Origin of the sequence: Streptomyces radicis, from assembly GCF_003626575.1 — a bacterium.
In the GTDB taxonomy this organism is placed as follows: domain Bacteria; phylum Actinomycetota; class Actinomycetes; order Streptomycetales; family Streptomycetaceae; genus Streptomyces; species Streptomyces radicis.
Window position 1 is genome coordinate 1 of sequence record NZ_RBDY01000027.1, and the last position, 19,764, is coordinate 19,764.

Genomic DNA, 19,764 nt, shown 5'->3' on the forward strand with positions numbered 1-19,764 from the left:
GCATCGCAACCCGCTACGACAAGACCCCGGACAGCTACCTCGCCGGCCTCTACCTTCGCGCCTCGATGATCTGGATCAAGGACCTGACACGAGCCACCCCTTGAACACAACTAAATACGCTCCCTAGCGCGGGGACCGCCGGAGAGGAGCGGATGGTGGAGGGAACGGACCCGGGCAGTGGTGCGGAGGGCGGCGCGGAGGAGGCGGGGCTGCGCGCGGACCTGACCCCGGAGGGGCGGGCCCTCGCCCTCGCGCTGCGCCGCCTGCTGAGGGCCACGGGGCAGTCGCAGCGCCAGTTCGCGGCCTACCACCACATCGGCCATGCGTCGGTCTCACGCTTTCTGAGCGGAGAGCGCGTTCCCGACAAGCGGTTCCTCGACGACCTGATGAAGTCGGCCTGCAAGGTCAACGGCCGGGAGGTCACCGCCGAGCTCCAGGGCGACCTGTACCGGCTGCACCGCGAGGCGCTGCTGGCCACCAGGCCCGCCAGGTATCGCGAGCAGATGGCCAGCGACCGCCTCGAGGACGCCGTGCTGCGGAAGGAGGCGGCGGAGCTGGAGCTGCGCGAGCTGAGAGGTGCCGTCACCGGCGAGCGGCGCCGACTTCTCGCGCTCGAGACACGGTTACGCGAGGTGGACGGCGCGGGCAGGCGCGAAAGGAGTCGCCTGCGTGCCGACCTCGAACGGCACGGCGCCCGCGAGGAGGAGCTGCGGCAGGAGTCCGCCAGGCTGCGCGAGGAGATCGCCAGGCTCGAGGAGGCCCTGCGGGAGGCGGAGCGGGAGCGGGATGCCGCGCTCACCCACTGCGAGGAGCTGGAGGCCGAGCTGGCCGTGGCCCAAGAGGCGACGGAGCGCGAGGAGTTGGAGCGGCTCGCCGCCGAGGAGCGGCTGCGCGCGGCGAGGGCCGCCGATGTGGCAGGGCACCGGCTCGAGGACCTGGAACGCGTGCAACGCGAGGCGGAACGCGTGCGGTTCGAGGCCGCGCGGGACGCCGCGGCGCGGATCGAGGAGGCGCGGGCCGAGGCGGAGAAGCTGGTCGACGAGGCGGCGGCCAAGGCCGGTCGGATGCGGCCCCCGGTGCTCAGAAGATCGGCGGCGGCCCGCCAACTGTCCGAGGCGGCACGGCGGATGGCCGAGGAGTTCACCGAGTACGGTCGGCGCCTCCTCGCCCACGACGGAGCCGATCCGGCGGACTTCGTACCCCGGCCGATCGACCTCCAGGGCCAGGACGACATCGGCCGGGCGGGCGAGGCGATCGAGGAGGTCCGGCGGGAGGCCGTGCGGGTGGCGGGGGAGCAGGCCGTGTTGCGCCGCGCCACCACCCAGCTCTCGCGCCGCACCCTGGGAGTCGTCCAGCGCCAACTCGCCCTGATCTCCGAGCTGGAGGAGCGCGAGACCGACCAGGACCGGCTCGCCTCGCTGTTCGGGCTCGACCACCTGGCCGTCCGCGTGCGCCGCCTCGCGGAGAGCGCGCTCGCGCTGAACGGGGTGGAGACGTACCACCGTTGGACGCACCCGATCCCCCTGGTGAACGTGCTGCGCGCCGCGGCGTACGAGGTGGCGGATCACCGGCGCGTCGAGCTGAGCGGGGTCCCGCCGCTGGATGTCGTCGAGCCCGTGGTGAGCGACCTGGTGCATCTGCTGGCCGAACTCCTGGAGAACGCCACCTCGTTCTCCTCGCCGCAGACCCGGGTCGCCCTCAGCGGCCAGCAACTGCCCGACGGCCGGGTCCTGGTGGAGATCGAGGACCGGGGCATCGGCCTGTCAAGGTTCGACATGGAGGACATCAACCAGCGGCTGGCCGAGCCGCCCGAGGTGGACCTCGCCGTCTCCCACCGCATGGGCCTCTTCCTTGTGGGCCGCCTGGCCCGGCGCCATGGCATCCGCGTCCAGGTGCGGCCATCGGGCTCCGGCGGCACGACCGCGCTGGTCATGGTGCCCGCACACGCCGTGGAACGCGGGCGCGCGCACGCCGCGTCGGGCGGCCTGGCCACGGACGTCGGCTGAACGGGCCCTGCGCTCCCCGGTCTTCCCCATCGATGCCTATGAAGCTAGCATGAGTAGCACCATGCTGCTTCATGTCGATCCATCGGACGCGCGCCCGCTGCACGAGCAGCTGGCCGCGGAGCTGCGCCGGGCCATCCGCACGCGCGACCTGGCGGCGGGGGACAGGCTGCCCACCGCCAAGGAGTTGGGCGATGCCCTCGGCCTCAACGCGAACACCGTGCTGCGCGCCCTGCGCGCGCTGCGCGACGAAGGGCTGCTGGAGTTCAGGCGGGGCCGCGGGGTCCGGGTGAGCGCGCTCTCGCCCGGGGACGCCGAAGTCGCCGAGCTGGTCCGGCGGTTGGTGGAGGTCGGTGAGCGGAACGGCTACCGGCGCGAGGAACTGGCCCACATGATCGAGGAGTTCGGATGAGAGACAAGGACAAGGGCGGCGCGGGGCGTCGGACGGCCTGGGTGAGCGGCGCCGGGAACGTGGCCGTTCCCCTCTTCGGCGCGGCGCTGGCCGCCGTGTTGATCGCGACACTGTGGTCGTCGGCGGGGCCAGGGATACTCCTGGCGCTCATCGCGCCCGTGGTCACCTCGCTGTTCGGCTCGGTGCGCGTGGTGGTCGGCGAGTCCGGGGTGCTCATCCGGATGGGCTATCTGGGCTGGCCGCGGCGGCATGTGCCGTTCGCCGACATCGACAAGGCCGAGAGGGACGACATCTCCGCGCTCTCGATGGGCGGTTGGGGCTATCGCGTGCGGGGCCGGACCACGGCATACCTGGTCAGGAGCGGTGAGAGTCTGGCGCTCAACCTGCGGAACGGCCGGAGGGTCGTCATCACCTGCCGGGACGCCGCGACCGGCGCCTCGCTGATCAACGACTACCTCGCGGCGAGGCGTTGACCCGCGCGCGGACGAACGTCAGGCCAGCGCCGGGCGGTTCCCCTCGAGCCCGGCCACCAGCCGGGTGAGCAGCGTCGCGAGCAGCTCGTCGTCGCCGCTGCTCGGCAGCGACTCCCAGGTGGCGCTGACCCGTTGGTCGAGGCGCTGCCACACCTCGCGCCCGCGCGGCGTGAGGAACGCCAGGATCCTGCGCCGGTCGAGCGGGTCGACGCGCCGGTGCACCATGCCGTCGTCGACGAGCTGGTCGACGAGCCGGGTCAGCGTCGGCGGCGGCAGCAGCACGCACTCGGAGATGGCCGTCATGCCGTGCCCCTCCCCGTCGGCGAGCAGCGACATCACGCGCCACGCGTCGACGGAACACCCCTCCTCGTCCAGCACCCCACGCAACCGCCGTACGGCCAACCGCTCGGCCCGGGCCAGCAACCCCACGAGATCAACGGACATACCCCTCCGCCCTCCAAGGCCCGAACGCCACCCCCATGGTACGAGTCGCGCGCACCGGCGGCCGCCGCGGCGCCGGGAGGAGGCATCATGGGCCGGTGATGCGACGGGAATCGGGCGGGGCGGGCGGGCCGTTGAGGGCCGAGCCCGGGGTGCTCGGGGTGGCGCTCGTCGTGCCGCGGCAGGGGCCCGCCGGGATCTTCGGGCCCGCGTGCGAGCTGTGCGCCCGGCTCGCCGCCGACGAGGTCAACGCCGCGGGCGGGGTGCTCGGGCGGGAGCTGCGACTCGTCACCGTGGACGGGGGCGCGCCGCCGCGGCTGGTGGCGGCCGAGGTGGAGGCGCTGGTCGCCGCGGGCGCCGTCCACGGCGTCACCGGCTGGCACATCTCCTCGGTGCGCCACGCCGTCGCGCCGCGCATCGCCGCCCGGGTGCCCTATGTGTATACGGCGCTCTACGAGGGCGGGGAGGACTCGGCGGGCGTCTATCTCACCAGCGAGACGCCCGACGGCCAACTCCGCCCGGCCATGCGGCTGTTGGCGGCCGAACGGCGCGTGCGCCGGTGGTATGTCGTCGGCAACGACTACGTCTGGCCCCGGCGCACCGCCCGCGCCGCCCAGCGTTACGCGCGCGAGAGCGGTGGCGAGATCTGCGGCGCGTCGTATCTCCCGCTGGGCGCCCACGACTTCGGCAACGTGCTGCGCGCCGTCGAACGCCGGGGTGCGGACGCGGTGGTGATGCTGCTGGTCGGTAGCGACGCGGTGCGGTTCAACCGCGCGTTCGCCGCCGCGGGGCTCGACCAGCGATGTCTGCGGCTGAGCACGCTGATGGACGAGAACATGCTGGCCGCCAGCGGCCCCGAGGCCACCCGCGGCCTGTCGGCCACCGCGGGCTTCTTCGGGGCCCTTGCCACCGCCGACACCCTTGATTTCCACGGGCGTTACGCCGCGCGGTTCGGGCCGGACTCCCCGGCGCCGAGCGCGTTGGGTGAGTCCTGCTACGAGGGCGTGCTGCTGCTCGCCGCGTTGATGACCCGGGCGCGTTCATGGGATGTCGCCGCCATCGAGGGCGCGGCGGGGGAGGTCAGCTACGAGGGCGCCAGAGGGCTGCTGCGCCTGGCGGGCCGCCATGTGCGGCAGCGCATCTACCTGGCGGAGGCGGACGGCCTCGACTTCGCCGTGACCGCCGACCTCGACGCCTGGAGCGGCCTCGCGCGGCCTTGAACGGCGGTGATACTTCCGAACGGAAGTATTAATGGAGGGGAAATCCCGGCGAAACTGCGCCCTTTGAAGCTGTGGCATGCCCACGCCGGGCGGCGCGGCCCGGCCACTCCCCTCGCGATTCCCCGTCCCTTCCCAGGGACCCTAGGAGGAGGTCGGTCATGCCCGGAGCCCGGGGAACCCGTCTCGCCGCGATCGTACTGGCGTTCGCCACCGCCCTGACCCTCACGGCCTGCGGGGCCAGGACAGGAGAGGAGGCGGGCGGGAGCGCCGCCGAGGTGGACACCTCGGGTGACACCATCAAGGTCGGCCTGCTCAACTCCCTGTCAGGGACGATGGCCATCAGCGAAGTCACCGTCCGCGACGCCCTGTTGCTCGCCATCGACGAGATCAACGCCGCGGGCGGCGTGCTCGGCAAGCAGATCGAGCCGATCAGCGAGGACGGCGCGTCCGACTGGCCGACGTTCGCCGAGAAGTCCGAGAAGCTGATCAGGCAGGACCAGGTCGCCGCGGTGTTCGGCTGCTGGACCTCCGCGAGCCGCAAGGCCGTTCTGCCGGTCTTCGAACGCGCCGGGTCGCTCCTCTTCTACCCCGTGCAGTACGAGGGCATGGAGCAGTCGCCCAACATCTTCTACACCGGCGCCACCACCAACCAGCAGATCATCCCCGCGCTCGACTACCTGCGCGAGGAGGAGGGCGTCGAGTCCCTCTACCTCGTCGGCAGCGACTACGTCTTCCCGCGCACCGCCAACCGCATCATCACCGCGTACGCCGAGGAGCACGGCATCGAGATCGCGGGCGAGGACTACGCCCCGCTGGGCTCGACGGAGTTCGCCACGATCGCCAACAAGGTCGAATCCTCGGGCGCCGACGCGGTGTTCAACACTCTCAACGGCGACAGCAACGTCTCGTTCTTCCGCGAGTACGCCGCCTCGGGCCTCACCGCCGAGTCCATGCCGGTGATGTCCGTCTCCATCGCCGAGGAGGAGGTGCGCAGCATCGGCGCCGAGACGCTCGAGGGCCAACTGACCTCCTGGAACTACTACCAGACCACCGAGGGCGCGACCAACGAGGACTTCGTCGCCGCCTACCAGGCCCGCTACGGCGAGGACCGGCCCACATCCGACCCGATGGAGGCCGCGTATACCTCCGTCTACCTGTGGGCCGCCATGGTCGAGGAGGCCGGGTCGTTCGAGGTGGAGGACGTGCGCGCCGCGGCCGACGGCATCACGTTCGAGGCCCCCGAGGGCACCGTGACCGTGGACGGCGAGACCCAGCACATCCACAAGACGGCCCGCATCGGGCGCATCAGCGCCGACGGCCTGATCGACGAGGTGTGGAACTCGGGCGAGCCCGTCGCACCCGACCCGTTCCTCACGAACTACCCCTGGGCGGAGGGCCTTTCGGCCGAGCAGCCGGACGGCGACGGAACGGAAGGCCACGCGACGGACGGCGAGGGAACGGACGGGTCCTCGGGCGAGGACGCCCCGTGACGGTCATCCTCAGCCAGTCGTTCACCGGCGTCAGCATCGGCGCGGTCCTGCTGCTCATCGCCCTCGGACTCTCGCTCACCTTCGGCCAGATGGGCGTGATCAACATGGCCCATGGCGAGTTCATCATGGCCGGCGCCTACACCGTCTACCTCCTCCAGGGCCCCATCGGCTCCGCCGGGGTCTCGCTCCTCGTCGCACTCCCGGTGGCCTTCGCGGTCGCCGGGGCGATGGGCGCGGCCCTCGAATGGCTGCTGATCCGGCGCCTCTACGCCCGCCCCCTGGACACGCTGCTGGTCACCTGGGGCGTCTCACTCATGCTCCAGCAGCTGGCCCGCGACCTGTTCGGCGCGCCCAACGTGCACACCGGGACGCCGAGTTGGCTGTCCGGCCGGATCACGCTGATCGGCGGTGACGACCCGTTGACGCTCGCCCATGGCAGGCTGTTCATCCTCGGCCTCGCGCTCGCCGCCGTCGTCGCGCTCACCCTGACGCTGCGGCTCACCCCGCTGGGCCGCCGCATCCGCGCCGTCGTCCAACACCGGGACCTGGCCGAGGCGTCGGGGATCGCGACCGCCCGCGTGGACCGCGTGACGTTCGTCCTCGGCTCGGGCCTCGCGGGCCTGGCGGGCGTCGCGCTCACCCTGGTCGGCCCCATCGGCCCGACCATGGGCACCAACGTCATCATCGACGCGTTCCTCGTGGTCGTCGTCGGCGGCATCGGGCAGCTGCGCGGCGCGGTCATCGCCGCGTTCGCCCTGGGCGTCCTCCAGGCGGTGATGGAGTACTCCACCACCGTGAGCGTCGCCAGGGTGACCGTGCTCGTCGCCATCGTCGCGTTCCTCCAGTGGCGCCCCCAGGGCATCCACACCCTCCGCACCAGGAGCCTGGCATGACCGACTCCTCCACCAGCAAGTCACCGACCGCGCCCGCCCGTTGGGCCCGCTGGCGGACGCCGCTCGGCTACGCGCTCGGCGCGCTGGTCCTCTTCGGCCTCGCGCCCCTCGTCCTGTCCGACTTCCGCCTCGGCCAGCTCGCCCGCTACCTGTGCGTCGCCATCGTGGCCGTCGGCATCTCCCTGGCCTGGGGCCGGGGCGGCATGCTCGTCCTCGGCCAAGGCCTCTTCTTCGGCCTCGGCGGCTACGCCATGGCGATGCACATGAAGCTCGCCGACGCGGGCGCCGGGCAACTGCCCGACTTCATGCTGCTGTACGGCTCCACCGACGAACTCCCATGGTGGTGGCAGCCGTTCAGCTCCCCGGTGGTCGCGCTCGCCGCGGTGCTCGTGCTCCCCATGGGACTCGCGGCGCTCATCGGCTGGTCCGTCTTCCGACGCCGGGTGCGCGGCGCCTACTTCGCCATCCTCAGCCAGGCCCTCGCGGCGGCGTTCGCGATCCTGCTGATCGGCCAGCAGGCCACCACGGGCGGCACCAACGGACTCACCAACTTCCAGGGCTTCTTCGGCTTCTCCCTCCACGACCCCGTCAACCGCCGCACGGTGTACTTCCTCATCGCCGCGACGCTGCTGCTCCTCATGCTGGCCACGCGGCAGCTCTTCCACAGCCGCTACGGCGAACTCCTCGTCGCCGTAAGGGACTCGGAGGAACGCGTGCGCTTCCTCGGCTACGACCCCGCGTTGGTCAAGCTCGTCGCCTACGTTCTCTCCGCGGGGATGGCGGGCGTGGCGGGCGCGCTGTTCGTGCCCGCCGTCGGGATCATCTCCCCCGCGCTCATCGGCATCGTGCCGTCCATCCAGTTCGTCATCGGCGCGGCCATCGGCGGCCGGGCCAGCGTCGCCGGGGCCGCCCTCGGCGCGGTCGCCGTCGCCTGGGCACAGACCACACTCTCCGAGGAATTCCCCTCCGCCTGGACGTACTTCCAGGGCGGCCTCTTCGTCGTGGTGGTCGCCTTCCTCCCCGGCGGCCTCGCCTCCCTGTGGCACCTGGCCGCCGCCCGGCGGCGCCAGCGAACGGAAGTGGTGACAGCGGCATGACCGAACAGCCCCTCAACGACCTGGTGATCGACGACGTGCGGGTCACGTTCGACGGCTTCGTGGCCGTCGACGGCGTCAGCCTGCGCGTCGGCCCCGGCGATCTGCGGTTCCTCATCGGACCCAACGGCGCGGGCAAGACCACCCTGGTGGACGCCATCACCGGACTCACCCCGGCCACCGGCTCCGTCAGGTTCGGCGGCCGCGAGCTGCTCGGCCGCCCCGTCCACCGCATCGTCCGGCTCGGCATCGGGCGCACGTTCCAGACCGCCACCGTCTTCGAGAACCTCACCGTCCTCCAGAACCTCGACATCGCCGCGGGCACCACCCGCCGCCCCCACACCCTGCTGCGCCGCCGCAGGACCGTTCCCGACGAGGTGCAACGCGCCCTGGAGACCACGGGGTTGACCGGCCAACGCGACCGCGCGGCAGGCACCCTGGCACACGGTCAGAAGCAGTGGCTGGAGATCGGCATGCTGCTCGTGCAGAACGTCCAACTCCTGCTGCTCGACGAGCCGGTCGCCGGGATGAGCCACGAAGAACGCGAGCAGACAGGCCAGTTGCTCCAACGCGTCGGCGAGGACCGCACGGTCGTCGTCATCGAACACGACATGGACTTCATGCGCGCCTTCGCCGCCAGCGTCACCGTTCTGCACGCCGGGCGCGTCCTGAGCGAGGGAACGGTCGCCGAGGTGCGCGCCGACCCCCGGGTCCAGGAGGTCTACCTCGGCGAGACGGCGGTGGCCTGATGCTGGAGATCACCGGCCTGGTCGCCGGATACGACCGCACCACCGTGCTGCACGGCGTGTCCCTCACCGTCCCCGAGGACGGCGTGGCCACCGTGCTCGGCCACAACGGCGCGGGAAAGTCCACCTTGCTGCGCGCGGCCGTCGGCCTCATCAGGCCCCGTTCCGGCACCGTCATCCTCGACGGCGAGGACATCACCCGGCTCCCCGCGCACCGGCGGGCGCGGCGCGGGATCGCGTATGTCCCGCAGGGGCAGCAGAGCTTTCCGCAGCTCACCACCATGGAGAACCTGCGGCTGATCGCCGACGGCCGCCGCGACGGGCGCGCGGCCCTCGACGAGGCGCTCGACCTCTTCCCCGCCCTCCGCGAGGTGACCACCCGCCCCGCGGGCCTCCTCTCCGGCGGCCAACGCCAGCAACTCGCCCTCGCCCGCGCCCTGATGACCCGCCCCCGGCTGCTGCTCCTCGACGAGCCGACGGAGGGCATCCAGCCCTCGGTGGTGCGCGAGATCCAGACCACGATCCTCGACCTGAGCGGCCGGGGCGGCCTGTCCGTGCTGCTGGTGGAGCAGCACGTCGGCTTCGCCCTCAGGGCGGCGCAGCGGTACTACGTCCTCGAGGCGGGCCGGATCACCTCCTCGGGCCCCGGCACGGCGGACGCCGAGGCGGCGGTGCGGGAGGCGCTACGGGTGTGAGGTCAGGCGGGAGCCTCCCACCGGGCGGGTGGCTCGGGTGTCAGTCCCGATTCTTCGGTGCAGCCGAGCGCTTCGACGACGGCGTGGGCGGCGGAGTTGAGGATGGCGATCATGTCGTCATGATCGGAGCCGCTGCCGGGGGTCTGGACGGCGAGTTCGCCTTGGAGGAACGCGTCGTCCGGAGCCGCTCCAACCGGGCAGGGCACACCCATCGTCGCGTTCTGGTCGCTGGCCGAGCCATAGGGAGTGATGTCGTAGTAGGTGGCGTCGGGGCGGGCCCCCGGTGTCGGAACGCGCTCCACCCACGAGAACGTGATCGAGGCGAACGAACGGGGTGAAGTACTGGGCGTGTAGATCACGCAGAGGTTGGTGGTGATGACATCGTTCTCCATCAGCACGTCCGCGTAGTCCCGCGGATCATAGGAGGGAGCCGTGTCGATCTCGCCGAACTCCGTTTCTCCGGACCGTGCTTCGAGGCTGTCGGCGCCTCCGGCGAGGGTGCCACGGCAGACCTCGTCGGCTGACATGTCGTGCACGACCCCGCCGTGGTCCACCTCCTCGTCCCCGCCGCCGGAGGTGCAGGCGGTGGCGCTGAGGAGGAGCGCGCTCATGAGCAGGGTCCGTGTGGACCTGCTCGCTGGATTCCTCATGTGTCGGCCCGGTGCTGCTCCTGGCTGATCGCGATCTCCTCGAGCGCCGTTCGTCGGAAGTCTTCTCCGTCCATCGCGCCTTCCGGGTCTTCTTGGTCGATCACGCGGGGGCCTCCCATCGGGCGGGTGGCTCGGGTGTCAGTCCCGATTCTTCGGTGCAGCCGAGTGCGTCGACGACGGTGTAGGTGGCGGAGTTGAGGATGGCGATCATGTCGTCGTGATCGGAGCCGCTACCGGGGGTCTGGACGGCGAGTTCGGCCCACAGCAGTTCGTCGGGTGGGGCTGCGCCCACGGGGCAGTTGACGAACATGGCCGCGTACTGGTCGCTGGTCGAGGCGTAGGCGTCCACGTCGTAGTAGGTGAGGCGGCGATCCTCACCCGGAGTGGGCACCAGGTCGAACCAGGAGAACTTGATGGACGCGAACTCTCCCCGGTCCCTCACCGGCGCGTAGATCACGCAGAGGTTGGTGGGGGTGACGTTGTTCTCCATCAGCACGTCGGCGTAGTCGGCGGGTGTGTACGAGGGAGCCATGTCGATCTCTCCGAACTCCTCGCTGCGCGCTCGTGCTTCGAGGCTGTCGGCGCTTCCGGCGAGGGTGCCCTGGCAGACCTCGTCGGCTGTCATGTTGTACTCGTCCTCGTCGGAGCCCTGTTCACCGCCGCCGGAGGTGCAGGCGGTGGCGCTGAGGAGGAGCGCGCTCATGAGCAGGGTCCGTGTGGACCTGCTCGCTGGATTCCTCATGTGTCGGCCCGGTGCCGCTCCTGGGCGATCGCGATCTCTTCAAGCGCCGTTCGTTGGAAGTCCCCTTCGTCCATCGCGCCTTCCGGGTCTTCTTGGTCGATCACGCGGGGGCCTCCCATCGGGCGGGTGGCTCGGGTGTCAGTCCCGATTCCTCGGTGCAGCCGAGCGCTTCGACGACGGCGTAGGCGGCGGAGTTGAGGATGGCGATCATGTCGTCATGATCGGAGCCGCTGCCCGAGTCGTACATCGTCAACTCCGCCTGTAGCAGCTCATCCTCAGGCGCGGCCCCGACCGGGCAGGTGAGAAGGATCCTCGCATTGTGGTCGCCCGCCGAAGCGAGGGGGGAGATGTCGTAATAGGTCTGCTCGGGACGCGCACCCGGCTCGGGCACGAGTGCGGACCAGGAGAAGACGATGTTCGCGAACCGGCTGTCGGGCACGACGGGCGCGAATATCACGCAGAAGTCGGTCGACACGGTCTCGTTCTCCATCAGCACGTCGGCGTAGTCGGCGGGTGTGTACGAGGGGGATTGCTCGATCTCTCCGAACTCCTCGCTGCGCGCTCGTGCTTCGAGGCTGTCGGCGCTTCCGGCGAGGGTGCCCTGGCAGACCTCGTCGGCTGTCATGTTGTACTCGTCCTCGTCGGAGCCCTGTTCACCGCCGCCGGAGGTGCAGGCGGTGGCGCTGAGGAGGAGCGCGCTCATGAGCAGGGTCCGTGTGGACCTGCTCGCTGGTTTCCTCATGTGTCGGCCCGGTGCCGCTCCTGGGTGATCGCGATCTCTTCAAGCGTTGTTCGACGGAAGCCTGCTTCGTCCATCGCGCCTTCCGGGTCTTCTTGGTCGATCACGTGGGGGCCTCCCATCGGGCGGGTGGCTCGGGTGTCAGTCCTGATTCTTCGGTGCAGCCGAGCGCTTCGACGACGGCGTAGGCGGCGGAGTTGAGGATGGCGATCATGTCGTCGTGATCGGAGCCGCTGCCGGGGGTCTGGACGGCGAGTTCGGCCCACAGCAGCTCGTCGGGTGGGGCTGCGCCCACGGGGCAGTTGACGTACATGGCCGCGTACTGGTCGCTGGTCGAGGCGTACGCGTCCACGTCGTAGTAGGTGAGGCGGCGCTCGTGACCCGGAGTGGGCACCATGGAAGACCAGGCGAATTCGATGGTCGCGAAGTCCATGGGATACGCACCCGGCGTGTAGATCACGCAGAAATCGGTGGTGATCACGTTGTTCTCCATCAGCACCTCGGCGTAGTCGGTCGGAGTGTACGAGGGAGCCATGTCGATCTCTCCGAACTCCTCGCTGCGCGCTCGTGCTTCGAGGCTGTCCGCGCTTCCGGCGAGGGTGCCTTGGCATACCTCGTTGGCCGTCATGTCGTACTCCTGCTCGCCGGAGTTCTGTTCATCGCCGCCCGAGGTGCAGGCGGAGGCAGCGACGAACAGCGCGCTCATGAACAGGGTTCGTGTCGACCTGCCCGCTGCGTTCATCATGGCCGTGCTCATTCCCCGCGTGAGTCGGGCTTTTCCACCATGTTCCGGCCCCCGTCGTACGCCCTGCTCAGCAGGTCGGCGCTGAGCTGACTCGTATTGGTGTCGACGCCCGGCCCGAGGTCGGTCCAGTACTGATCCTGCATAGTCGCGATCTCCTCCAACGCCGTTCGACGGAAGCCTGCTCTGTCCATCGCGCCTTCTGAATCTCCCTGGGACACGAGCGCGTCGATGTTCTGGTTGATGAACTCGGCGGCGAGAGGGCTCGCGCCTCCTGCCACGATCGGCACGACGACGGGTGCCGCGCCTCCGGTCAGCAAGACGGCTGCCCCACCCGCCGCGACGCCGAGCAGCCCACCAGTGGCCGCCTTCATCCACCCTGCGCTCTGGGCCAACTCTTGCTGCTGCGCCGCCTGGTCCGTCGCGAACTCCTCCTCGACGCGTAGTATTCGCGCCTCATCCAGAATCCCCCGCATTTCCGCACCCGTATGGAGCAGCTCGTGCCCTGTCAGAAAGTTGGTGGTGTCATCCGGCGGGAAGGTGCTCATACTTCCTACGGTGTATGCGAAGACTCCTTGATTGGTCACCGCGTGCGCGGTCTTCGACTCGCCGAGGGCGATCAGGAAGTCGATCGTGGGAAAGTGACCGTTCCGAAGGTGTCCCCCGTACGACGTCTCGTAGACGTCGGCGACATCGTTCCGTTGCTCGTCCGAATTCGTGGTCACCCAGTAGCCGATGTCGTCCATGTACATCGACGCCATCAGGCCCAGGCTCTCGGCCATCTCCGGCTGCTCGTGGATGAGGTCGGGGTCGGCGGTGCCGTAGAGGTGGACGACCTGTTCCATCACGGCCGCCGACTCCACGCTGCGCATGTCGAGTTGGAGAGCGCTCTCCATGTCCTCGAGGTCGCCGACGGAGAAGCCCGCCGCCGAGCTTCCCGTGGTGGCCGCCAGCAGGGCGGCGCCGAGCTGGGCCGGGGCTGCGCGGTCCTCGCCGTGGTCCGTCCACCAGTCGCGGTCGACGGCGAGATACTGGAGACGTTCGTTGATCTCGACGTCGTCCGCCGTCGGATCGAAGCCCTCAGGTGGGGCGAAGAACTCGGTGGCCGCGGCGGGCGCGTGGGACAGGCCGCTGAGGAAACCCACCATGGGGTCGCGGCCCGGGTCGTCGCCGACGAAGCTCACGGTGGGCCCGCTGTTCATGTCCCACAGCGAGGCGGGGGCGGCACCCGAGTCCCGCTCGTGGGCGAAGAGCGCGTCCCCGTAGTCGAGGAGGAACGAGTCCTCCCATGTGCCGCCGTGCATCAGCGCGCTGGTGGCGTGGAAGCCCAGCGGGTAGGCGCCGTCGCCGATCGGCTCGTCGGCGAGGTCGATGAGGTCGCGCTCCCAGCGCTCCATCGCCGCCGAGTCCGACCGGGTCGCCGTGCCGAGGACCGCGCCCAGGCTCGTCTGGAGGGCGCCCGCCGAGTCCGTCCACTCCTCGCCGCCGTCGCCGCCCGGGGCGTAGGTGCTCAGATCCGACCAGTACTCCAGCACGCCCCGAGGGCCGAGTTCCGTGGCGATGTGCTCCGCGAACGCCGGGTCGTCCTGGTGGAGTTCGAGGAGGAGGGCGAGGTCGTTCAGCTCGTCCGCGCTCAACTCCCCGCCCCGCTCCATCAACTCCAGGGCGCGACGGGCGTCCTCGTGCGCCAGGGTGGCCTGTTGGACCGAGGTGTAGTCGACGGGGGTGAAACGGTCGGGGTCGGTGCCCATCGCCATGCGCAGGGCCCGGGAGATCTCCGCGTCGTCCTCCGCGACGGTCCGCAGGACGTCGGTGATCCGCTCCGACACCTCGATCACCGCGTCCTGGCGCGTCCTGCGCGTCTCGGGGTCGAGCCCGGTGAGGTCACTTGTCACCTCGCCGGAGGCGCTGATGTGGACGCCGAGGGCCGGGGCGTCCGTCTCGACCAGGGTCGTGAGCCGGTCCTTGGAGGTCTTCAGCCGCTGATGGCCGTCGCGCACCAACTCCCGTAGCGTCGCAGCCTGTCTGCGTGCCGCCTCGAACTGCTCACCCTGTTCCGTGACGAACTCGGTGGTGACATCGGCGTTCTCGCCCCTCCAGTTCGCGCGGCGGGTGCGCCGCACCATGGCCTCGGCGTTCTCCTTCATCTCGTCGAGGCGCTGGACCTGGAGGTCCCACTCCCCGACGGCCTCGTCCAACTGGCCCAGGGAGAGGTGGAGAAGCTCCTCGAACGTCAGCGAGCCTCGTGCCATGACGGGCCCCCGTCCAGCGCGTCGAGGCGGGGGTTGGAGGCCGGGGCCGAGGCGCCCCTGAGGTCGGCGAGCGTCTCCTGCTCGGTGGCGCTGTGGGCCCGCACGGTCGCGTCGACATGGCCCGCGATGCGCCTGCACGCCGAACGCAGGGCGTCGGCCTGGGACTGCCAGCGTTCGGCGACCTCGATCAGCGCGTAGCCCGTCTCCAGGCCGGGCGTGCGCAGGAAGATGCCCGCCACATGGGTGGGGTTCCGCGCCAGAGAGCCGTTCCGGTCGAGCTCGTCGGCCAGCTCGCCCGCCACCTCGTGGACCGGCCTGAGCTCCTCCCCGGAAACCGCGTAGTCCGCTCCGTCACCTGCCCCGCCGTCGCTGTTCAGCCGCGTCGCGTTGAGCTCGTCCTGGGCCGCCGCCTGTAAACGGGCCCACTCCTCGTCGAAGGTCATGCGGATTCCCCCCTCCGAGTGAGCATCCTAGAGCGTCACCCGTTCTCGGCGCGGTCCTCCCTGGCGCCGGTCAGGGGGAAGCGGGTGGCCGCGCGGGCGCCCGCCTGGAATCTGCTGACCGCGTCCAAGTCGCGTAGCAGGCCCGCGATGTGGCGACGGCATGTGCGGACCGACATGCCCAGACGGCGCGCCACCACCTCGTCGGTCAGGCCCTCGGCCATCAGCCGCGCCAGCGACTGCTTGAGGTCGTCCGCCGCGTCCGCGTAGCCGGGGCCGCCCACGGTGAACGGTGTCGCGCCCTCCCAGAGTTGGTCGAACAGCTCCACCATGAACCGCACCACGTCGCCGTCGCGCACCCGCCGCGCGGTGGGCTCGCCGCCGTGCTCGGGCAGGTCGATCAGCACGGCGAGCGAGCGGTCGAACACCACGGCGGCCTGCGGGACTTGGCTCAGCGTCCGGATCCCGGCGCCGCCCCGGGCGAGGCGTGTCGACCTGGCGCGGGCGGCGAAGCCCGTCCTGCTGCGGTGCGGGGACACGACGCGGACCGGGACCTGCCGCTCCAACACGTCGAAGCACGGGCTCAACAGCTCGTCGAGCGCGTCCTCTTGACGGTGCCCGGGCCGCAGCACCACCAGCTCATCCCGGCATGTCTCCGCGGCCAGCTTGAACAGGCCGCGGATCTCCGCGCCGCCGTCCAACGCGTCGATCTCGCCGCCCGCCCCGCCCCCCGCCACCGCGCCGATGCGGTCGCGCAGCCGGTCTGCCAGCTCCCGCCGCCGGTACATGGCGCGTTCGACCGGCGACACCAGCAGCGCCGTCGCCACCTCGGGAGGTGCGGGCACCAGGCGGCCATCGGCCGCCTCCTCGGTGCCGAGCAGGCGCAGCTCGACCAGCCGGGTGGCCGCCGCGAGCAGCGTGGCGACGGGCAACCCCAGCTCGGCGGCGGCGGGTTCGAGCGCTCCCAACTCCCCCCGGCGGACGGTGTAGTGGTAGAGCGCCGCCGCGTGGTCGTCCATGCGCGCGCCCACCGGTTCGTCCACGTCCGGGGCCAACCCGATCCGCGGCAGGGCAACCGTAGCCATGTCTCCTCCGAAGCCTGTGTGAGAGGGCTCAGCCGGATCACCGTCGCAGAGCCGCTCATCACGCCACTACCCGTCCGCCACCGCCCCGGCGATAGCGGGGCGAGAGCGCGGTGAGGACGCCGGGTGGTTCGGTCGGGGGCACTGGCGGGTGACCCCGCCGTCCGACGGAGAACATGGTGACGAGATGGACATACCGCACACGTTCAGGAAGACCCTGGTGACCCATCTTCCGTACGCGACCGACGAGGGCATCGCCCCGACGGACGACCTCGCCGCGCTCGGCCTCGACTCGATGGGCGTGGTCCAGCTGCTGACGGACCTCGAGGAGACGTACGGCGTCGACCTCCCCGACGAGCTGATCACCGAGGAGACCTTCGAAACGGTCGGCTCCCTGTGGGCGGCGGTCGGCGCGCTCGTCCCGGCCGAGAGGTTCGCCGATGCGTGAGCCGATCCCCGAGCGCCCACCCCGGTGCGGGGCCGCCCCCGTACGCGTGGACCAACTCCTCGGGCTCGGCGCCCCGTTGAGCCCCGCGCTCACATTCAGGGACGAGACCGTCGGCTACGCCGAGCTCGCCGAACGGGTCGCCCGGGTCGCGGGCGGGCTGCGCGCCCTCGGCGTGGCGCGCGGCGACCGCGTCGCCGTCCACGCCGAGAAGCGGATCGAAACGGTGGTCGCCCTGCTGGCCGCCTCCGCCGCGGGCGCGGTCTCCGTACCGATCAACCCCCTTTACAAGGAACGGCAGTTGCGGCGCGTCGTCGACGACTGCGCCCCCCGCGTCCTCATCACCACGGCCGAGCGGCACCACGCCGTCACCGCGGCGCTGCCCGAACACGCCCCCGTCGAGCACGTGGTGGCGATCGGCACCGACGCCTGGCACCGGCTCGCCGCCGCCGACCCCGACCCCGGCAACGCCGAGGTCATCGACCAGGACCCCGCCGCCATCCTCTACACCTCGGGCAGCACCGGCGGCCCCAAGGGCGTCGTGCTCTCCCACCGCAACCTCCTCGCGGGCGCCGAGAGCGTCGCGGGCTATCTGCGGCACACCCCCGACGACGTGATCCTCGCCGCGCTGCCCCTCAGCTTCGACGCGGGACTCAGCCAGCTCACCACGTCGCTCATCGCCGGGGCCCACCTCGTGCTCGTCAACTACCTCGGCCCTCGCGACATCGTGCGCCTCTGCGCCCGCCACCGCGTCACCGCGCTCACCTGCGTCCCCCCGCTGTGGCTGCGCCTGGCCGAGCAGGAGTGGCCCGACGAGGCGACCTCCGCGCTGCGTTACTTCGCCAACACCGGCGGCCGCATGCCCCGCGCCACCCTCGCCGCGCTGCGGCGGACCTTCCCGAACGCCGAGCCGTTCCTCATGTACGGCCTCACCGAGGCGTTCCGCTCCACCTACCTCGACCCGGCGCAGGCCGACCGCCGCCCCGACTCCATCGGCAAGGCGATCCCCAACGCCGAGATCCTGCTGGTGCGTTCCGACGGCACGCCCTGCGAGCCGGGCGAGCACGGGGAGTTGGTGCACCGCGGCGCCCTGGTCGCCCTCGGGTACTGGCGCGACCCCGAGCGCACCGCCGAACGGTTCAGGCCCGTGCCGGGAGCCCCGCCCGCGGGCCGCCCCGAACTCGCCGTCTGGTCGGGCGACACGGCCTACCGCGACCAGGACGGCTACCTCTACTTCGTCGGCCGCGACGACGACATGATCAAGACCTCCGGCTACCGGGTCAGCCCCACCGAGATCGAGGAGGCCGCCTACGCCACCGGCCTCGTGGGCGAGGCGGTGGCACTCGGCGTCCCCGACGAACGGCTCGGCCAGGAAGTCGTGTTGGCCTTCACACCACGCCGCCCCGACCTCACCGTCGCCGAACTCACCCGCGCGCTCGCCCGCGAGCTGCCCGCCTACATGCTGCCGCGCCGCTTCGAGGCGCTGACGGCACTGCCCCGCTCGGTCAACGGCAAGTTCGACCGCGTCGAACTCCGCGCGACCATCCGACGAACCTCCCAGGAGCCGGCGTGCTAGAGGTCAACGAACTCACCAAGCGCTACGACGAGGTGCGGGCGCTCGACGGATTCACCCTGGACGTGGCGGCGGGCGAGATCGTCGGCCTCGTCGGCCACAACGGCGCGGGCAAGACCACGTTCGTCGAGATGGTCTCCGGACTTCTCCAACCCGACAGCGGAACGGTCCTCGTCGGCGGACGCCCCCCGGCCGACACCCGGGGCGAGATCGGCATCTCACCCCAACACATCGCGCTCTACCGCCCGTTGAGCGTCCGCGAACACCTCAACCTCTACGGCGGGATCGCCGGACTGCGCGGCGCGACCCTGCGCGACGCGATCGACGAGCTCGCCGTCGCCCTCCAACTCACCTCCTTCATCGACCGCAGGGCCGGGCTGCTCTCGGGCGGCCAGCAACGCCGCACCCAGGCCGCGACGGCCCTCATCCACCGCCCGTCGCTCCTGCTGCTCGACGAGCCGACCGCGGGCGCCGACCCCGAGACCCGCCAGGCGCTCCTCGACGTCGTCAAGCAACGCGCGGGCGAGGGCACCGCCGTCGTCTACACCACCCACTACCTCGCCGAGCTCATGGACCTCGACGCCACCATCGCCGTGGCCGCCAAGGGCCGGGTGATCGCCCGCGGCACCAGCGCCCAACTCCTCGAAGGACTCCCCGGCGAGGTGCGGGTGACGGCCGCCGACGGCGAGGTCCACGTCTCCTCACAGGACCCCACGGGCACCCTGCTCGAGATCCTCGGCAGCGTGCGGCGACCGGTCGAGTCGGTCGAGCTGCGCCACCCCACCCTCGACGACCTCTACCACTCCCTGGCGGCCGACCATGTCCACTGACGCCCAACTCGCCCCCCTCGCAACCCGGTTCGGCGACGCCCTGCACCGCACCCGCGCTCTTGTCACCTACAACCTGCTGCTGCGCGTGCGCGATCCCTCCCAGCTCATCAGTTACTTGATAACGCCGATGGTGTTCATGGTGATGCTCCAGCCGCTGTACGAGGAGGCGTTGGAGACCGGCACCGTGCACGCGGTCACCGGGCAGCTGGTGATGTTCTCCGTGTTCGCCATGGCCATCGTCGGCAACGCGATCTTCGTCGAACGCGAGTGGCGCACCTGGGACCGGCTGCGCGCCAGCCGCGCCGCCCGCTGGGAGCTGCTGGTCGGCAAGGCCGTCCCGGTGTTCGTGGTGCTGCTCTTCCAGCAGGCGGTCCTCTTCGTCTACGGCGTGGCCGTGATCGGCATGCCCCTGCCCGTCTCGCTGCCGCTGCTGCTCGCCGCCATGTCGATCTGGGGCGTCACGCTGCTCGCCATGGGCGCGGCGCTCGCCACGCTGGTCCGCAGCAGGGGCGACCTGATCGTCGCGTGCGACGTGGGCGCGATCACGGTCAGCACGGTCGGTGGAACGTTCCTGCCCGTGGACCTGATGCCCGGCTGGGCCCAGGACATCGCGCCGTTCTCGCCCGGCTACTGGGGCCTGTCGATGCTCCGCGCCGCGGTGGAGGGCGACGTCGCCGAGACGTTCCGCCCGGCCCTGGTCTGCCTGGCGATCGTGCTGGTCACCGGCGCGTTCGCCACCTACCGCCTCGCCCACGGGTGGGGCCGCAGCCACCTGGTGTGAACGCCATGACCGAGGCAGGGG

21 protein-coding genes are annotated in these 19,764 nt (G+C 71.1%); 13 read left to right on the forward strand and 8 right to left on the reverse strand.

The annotated features are described in order from the left end of the window. The first annotated feature begins 152 nt into the window (after window positions 1-152). Genes D7318_RS34205 through D7318_RS25570 form a run of 3 tightly spaced genes read left to right on the forward strand, consistent with a single transcriptional unit; the run spans window position 153 to window position 2,888 of the window. Window positions 153-2,006, forward strand: coding sequence for an ATP-binding protein (locus D7318_RS34205; protein ID WP_230424076.1), 1,854 nt, complete (start codon window positions 153-155; stop codon window positions 2,004-2,006). Between the two features lie 49 nt (window positions 2,007-2,055). Next, window positions 2,056-2,415 carry a GntR family transcriptional regulator gene (locus D7318_RS25565; RefSeq protein WP_408055534.1) on the forward strand — a complete coding sequence of 120 codons (360 nt, stop codon included), beginning with the start codon at window positions 2,056-2,058 and terminating at the stop codon, window positions 2,413-2,415. Next, the gene (locus D7318_RS25570) at window positions 2,412-2,888 is read left to right on the forward strand and encodes a hypothetical protein (protein WP_120699569.1); all 477 of its coding nucleotides are present in this window, start codon (window positions 2,412-2,414) and stop codon (window positions 2,886-2,888) included. Before D7318_RS25565 ends, D7318_RS25570 begins: the two co-directional genes overlap by 4 nt. 18 nt (window positions 2,889-2,906) lie before the next feature. Here D7318_RS25570 and D7318_RS25575 read toward each other — a convergent pair whose 3' ends face one another. Beyond that, window positions 2,907-3,332, reverse strand: a complete 426-nt coding sequence (locus D7318_RS25575) for a MarR family winged helix-turn-helix transcriptional regulator (RefSeq protein ID WP_120699570.1) — start codon at window positions 3,330-3,332, stop codon at window positions 2,907-2,909. 98 nt (window positions 3,333-3,430) lie between these two features. Here D7318_RS25575 and D7318_RS25580 point away from each other — a divergent pair, with 98 nt between their 5' ends. From D7318_RS25580 to urtE, 6 genes are all read left to right on the forward strand, one after another. Then, window positions 3,431-4,549 carry a substrate-binding domain-containing protein gene (locus D7318_RS25580; protein WP_120699571.1) on the forward strand — a complete coding sequence of 373 codons (1,119 nt, stop codon included), beginning with the start codon at window positions 3,431-3,433 and terminating at the stop codon, window positions 4,547-4,549. 158 nt (window positions 4,550-4,707) lie between these two features. Continuing rightward, window positions 4,708-6,039: an urea ABC transporter substrate-binding protein gene (gene urtA / locus D7318_RS25585; protein ID WP_120699572.1), complete on the forward strand. Its 1,332-nt coding sequence runs from the start codon at window positions 4,708-4,710 to the stop codon at window positions 6,037-6,039. Further along, a complete protein-coding gene (gene urtB / locus D7318_RS25590; protein WP_120699573.1) occupies window positions 6,036-6,932 on the forward strand; it encodes an urea ABC transporter permease subunit UrtB in 897 nt (298 codons plus the stop codon). The genes urtA and urtB overlap by 4 nt, the downstream gene beginning before the upstream one ends. Next, on the forward strand, window positions 6,929-8,029 hold the full coding sequence (gene urtC, locus D7318_RS25595; RefSeq protein WP_120699574.1) for an urea ABC transporter permease subunit UrtC: 1,101 nt from the start codon (window positions 6,929-6,931) through the stop codon (window positions 8,027-8,029). The genes urtB and urtC overlap by 4 nt, the downstream gene beginning before the upstream one ends. Next, the gene (gene urtD, locus D7318_RS25600; protein WP_120699575.1) at window positions 8,026-8,775 is read left to right on the forward strand and encodes an urea ABC transporter ATP-binding protein UrtD; all 750 of its coding nucleotides are present in this window, start codon (window positions 8,026-8,028) and stop codon (window positions 8,773-8,775) included. The genes urtC and urtD overlap by 4 nt, the downstream gene beginning before the upstream one ends. Next, window positions 8,775-9,467 (forward strand): urea ABC transporter ATP-binding subunit UrtE, encoded by a 693-nt coding sequence (gene urtE / locus D7318_RS25605; protein ID WP_120699576.1) that lies wholly within the window; start codon window positions 8,775-8,777, stop codon window positions 9,465-9,467. The genes urtD and urtE overlap by 1 nt, the downstream gene beginning before the upstream one ends. Before the next feature lie 2 nt (window positions 9,468-9,469). Here urtE and D7318_RS25610 read toward each other — a convergent pair whose 3' ends face one another. From D7318_RS25610 to D7318_RS25640, 7 genes are all read right to left on the reverse strand, one after another. Then, window positions 9,470-10,078, reverse strand: a complete 609-nt coding sequence (locus D7318_RS25610) for a hypothetical protein (RefSeq protein WP_120699577.1) — start codon at window positions 10,076-10,078, stop codon at window positions 9,470-9,472. A 139-nt stretch (window positions 10,079-10,217) separates the two neighbouring features. Further along, window positions 10,218-10,820, reverse strand: a complete 603-nt coding sequence (locus D7318_RS25615) for a hypothetical protein (protein ID WP_120699578.1) — start codon at window positions 10,818-10,820, stop codon at window positions 10,218-10,220. Window positions 10,821-10,959: 139 nt separating this feature from the next. Further along, window positions 10,960-11,562, reverse strand: coding sequence for a hypothetical protein (locus D7318_RS25620; protein WP_120699579.1), 603 nt, complete (start codon window positions 11,560-11,562; stop codon window positions 10,960-10,962). Between the two features lie 139 nt (window positions 11,563-11,701). Then, window positions 11,702-12,304: a hypothetical protein gene (locus D7318_RS25625; protein ID WP_147437823.1), complete on the reverse strand. Its 603-nt coding sequence runs from the start codon at window positions 12,302-12,304 to the stop codon at window positions 11,702-11,704. A gap of 47 nt (window positions 12,305-12,351) precedes the next feature. After that, the gene (locus D7318_RS25630) at window positions 12,352-14,592 is read right to left on the reverse strand and encodes a hypothetical protein (protein WP_120699581.1); all 2,241 of its coding nucleotides are present in this window, start codon (window positions 14,590-14,592) and stop codon (window positions 12,352-12,354) included. Further along, window positions 14,574-15,035 (reverse strand): hypothetical protein, encoded by a 462-nt coding sequence (locus D7318_RS25635; RefSeq protein ID WP_120699582.1) that lies wholly within the window; start codon window positions 15,033-15,035, stop codon window positions 14,574-14,576. The genes D7318_RS25630 and D7318_RS25635 overlap by 19 nt, the downstream gene beginning before the upstream one ends. A gap of 35 nt (window positions 15,036-15,070) precedes the next feature. Then, window positions 15,071-16,117, reverse strand: coding sequence for a helix-turn-helix domain-containing protein (locus D7318_RS25640; protein WP_147437825.1), 1,047 nt, complete (start codon window positions 16,115-16,117; stop codon window positions 15,071-15,073). A gap of 184 nt (window positions 16,118-16,301) precedes the next feature. Between D7318_RS25640 and D7318_RS25645 the strand changes: the two genes are divergently transcribed. From D7318_RS25645 to D7318_RS25660, 4 genes are read left to right on the forward strand one after another with little or no spacing between them, the layout of a single operon-like run. After that, window positions 16,302-16,562 carry a phosphopantetheine-binding protein gene (locus D7318_RS25645; protein WP_120699584.1) on the forward strand — a complete coding sequence of 87 codons (261 nt, stop codon included), beginning with the start codon at window positions 16,302-16,304 and terminating at the stop codon, window positions 16,560-16,562. After that, window positions 16,555-18,135 carry an acyl-CoA ligase (AMP-forming), exosortase A system-associated gene (locus tag D7318_RS25650; RefSeq protein WP_120699585.1) on the forward strand — a complete coding sequence of 527 codons (1,581 nt, stop codon included), beginning with the start codon at window positions 16,555-16,557 and terminating at the stop codon, window positions 18,133-18,135. Before D7318_RS25645 ends, D7318_RS25650 begins: the two co-directional genes overlap by 8 nt. Beyond that, on the forward strand, window positions 18,129-18,962 hold the full coding sequence (locus tag D7318_RS25655) for an ABC transporter ATP-binding protein (protein WP_120699586.1): 834 nt from the start codon (window positions 18,129-18,131) through the stop codon (window positions 18,960-18,962). The genes D7318_RS25650 and D7318_RS25655 overlap by 7 nt, the downstream gene beginning before the upstream one ends. Then, window positions 18,952-19,743 carry an ABC transporter permease gene (locus D7318_RS25660; RefSeq protein ID WP_120699587.1) on the forward strand — a complete coding sequence of 264 codons (792 nt, stop codon included), beginning with the start codon at window positions 18,952-18,954 and terminating at the stop codon, window positions 19,741-19,743. The genes D7318_RS25655 and D7318_RS25660 overlap by 11 nt, the downstream gene beginning before the upstream one ends. Window positions 19,744-19,764 lie beyond the last annotated feature (21 nt).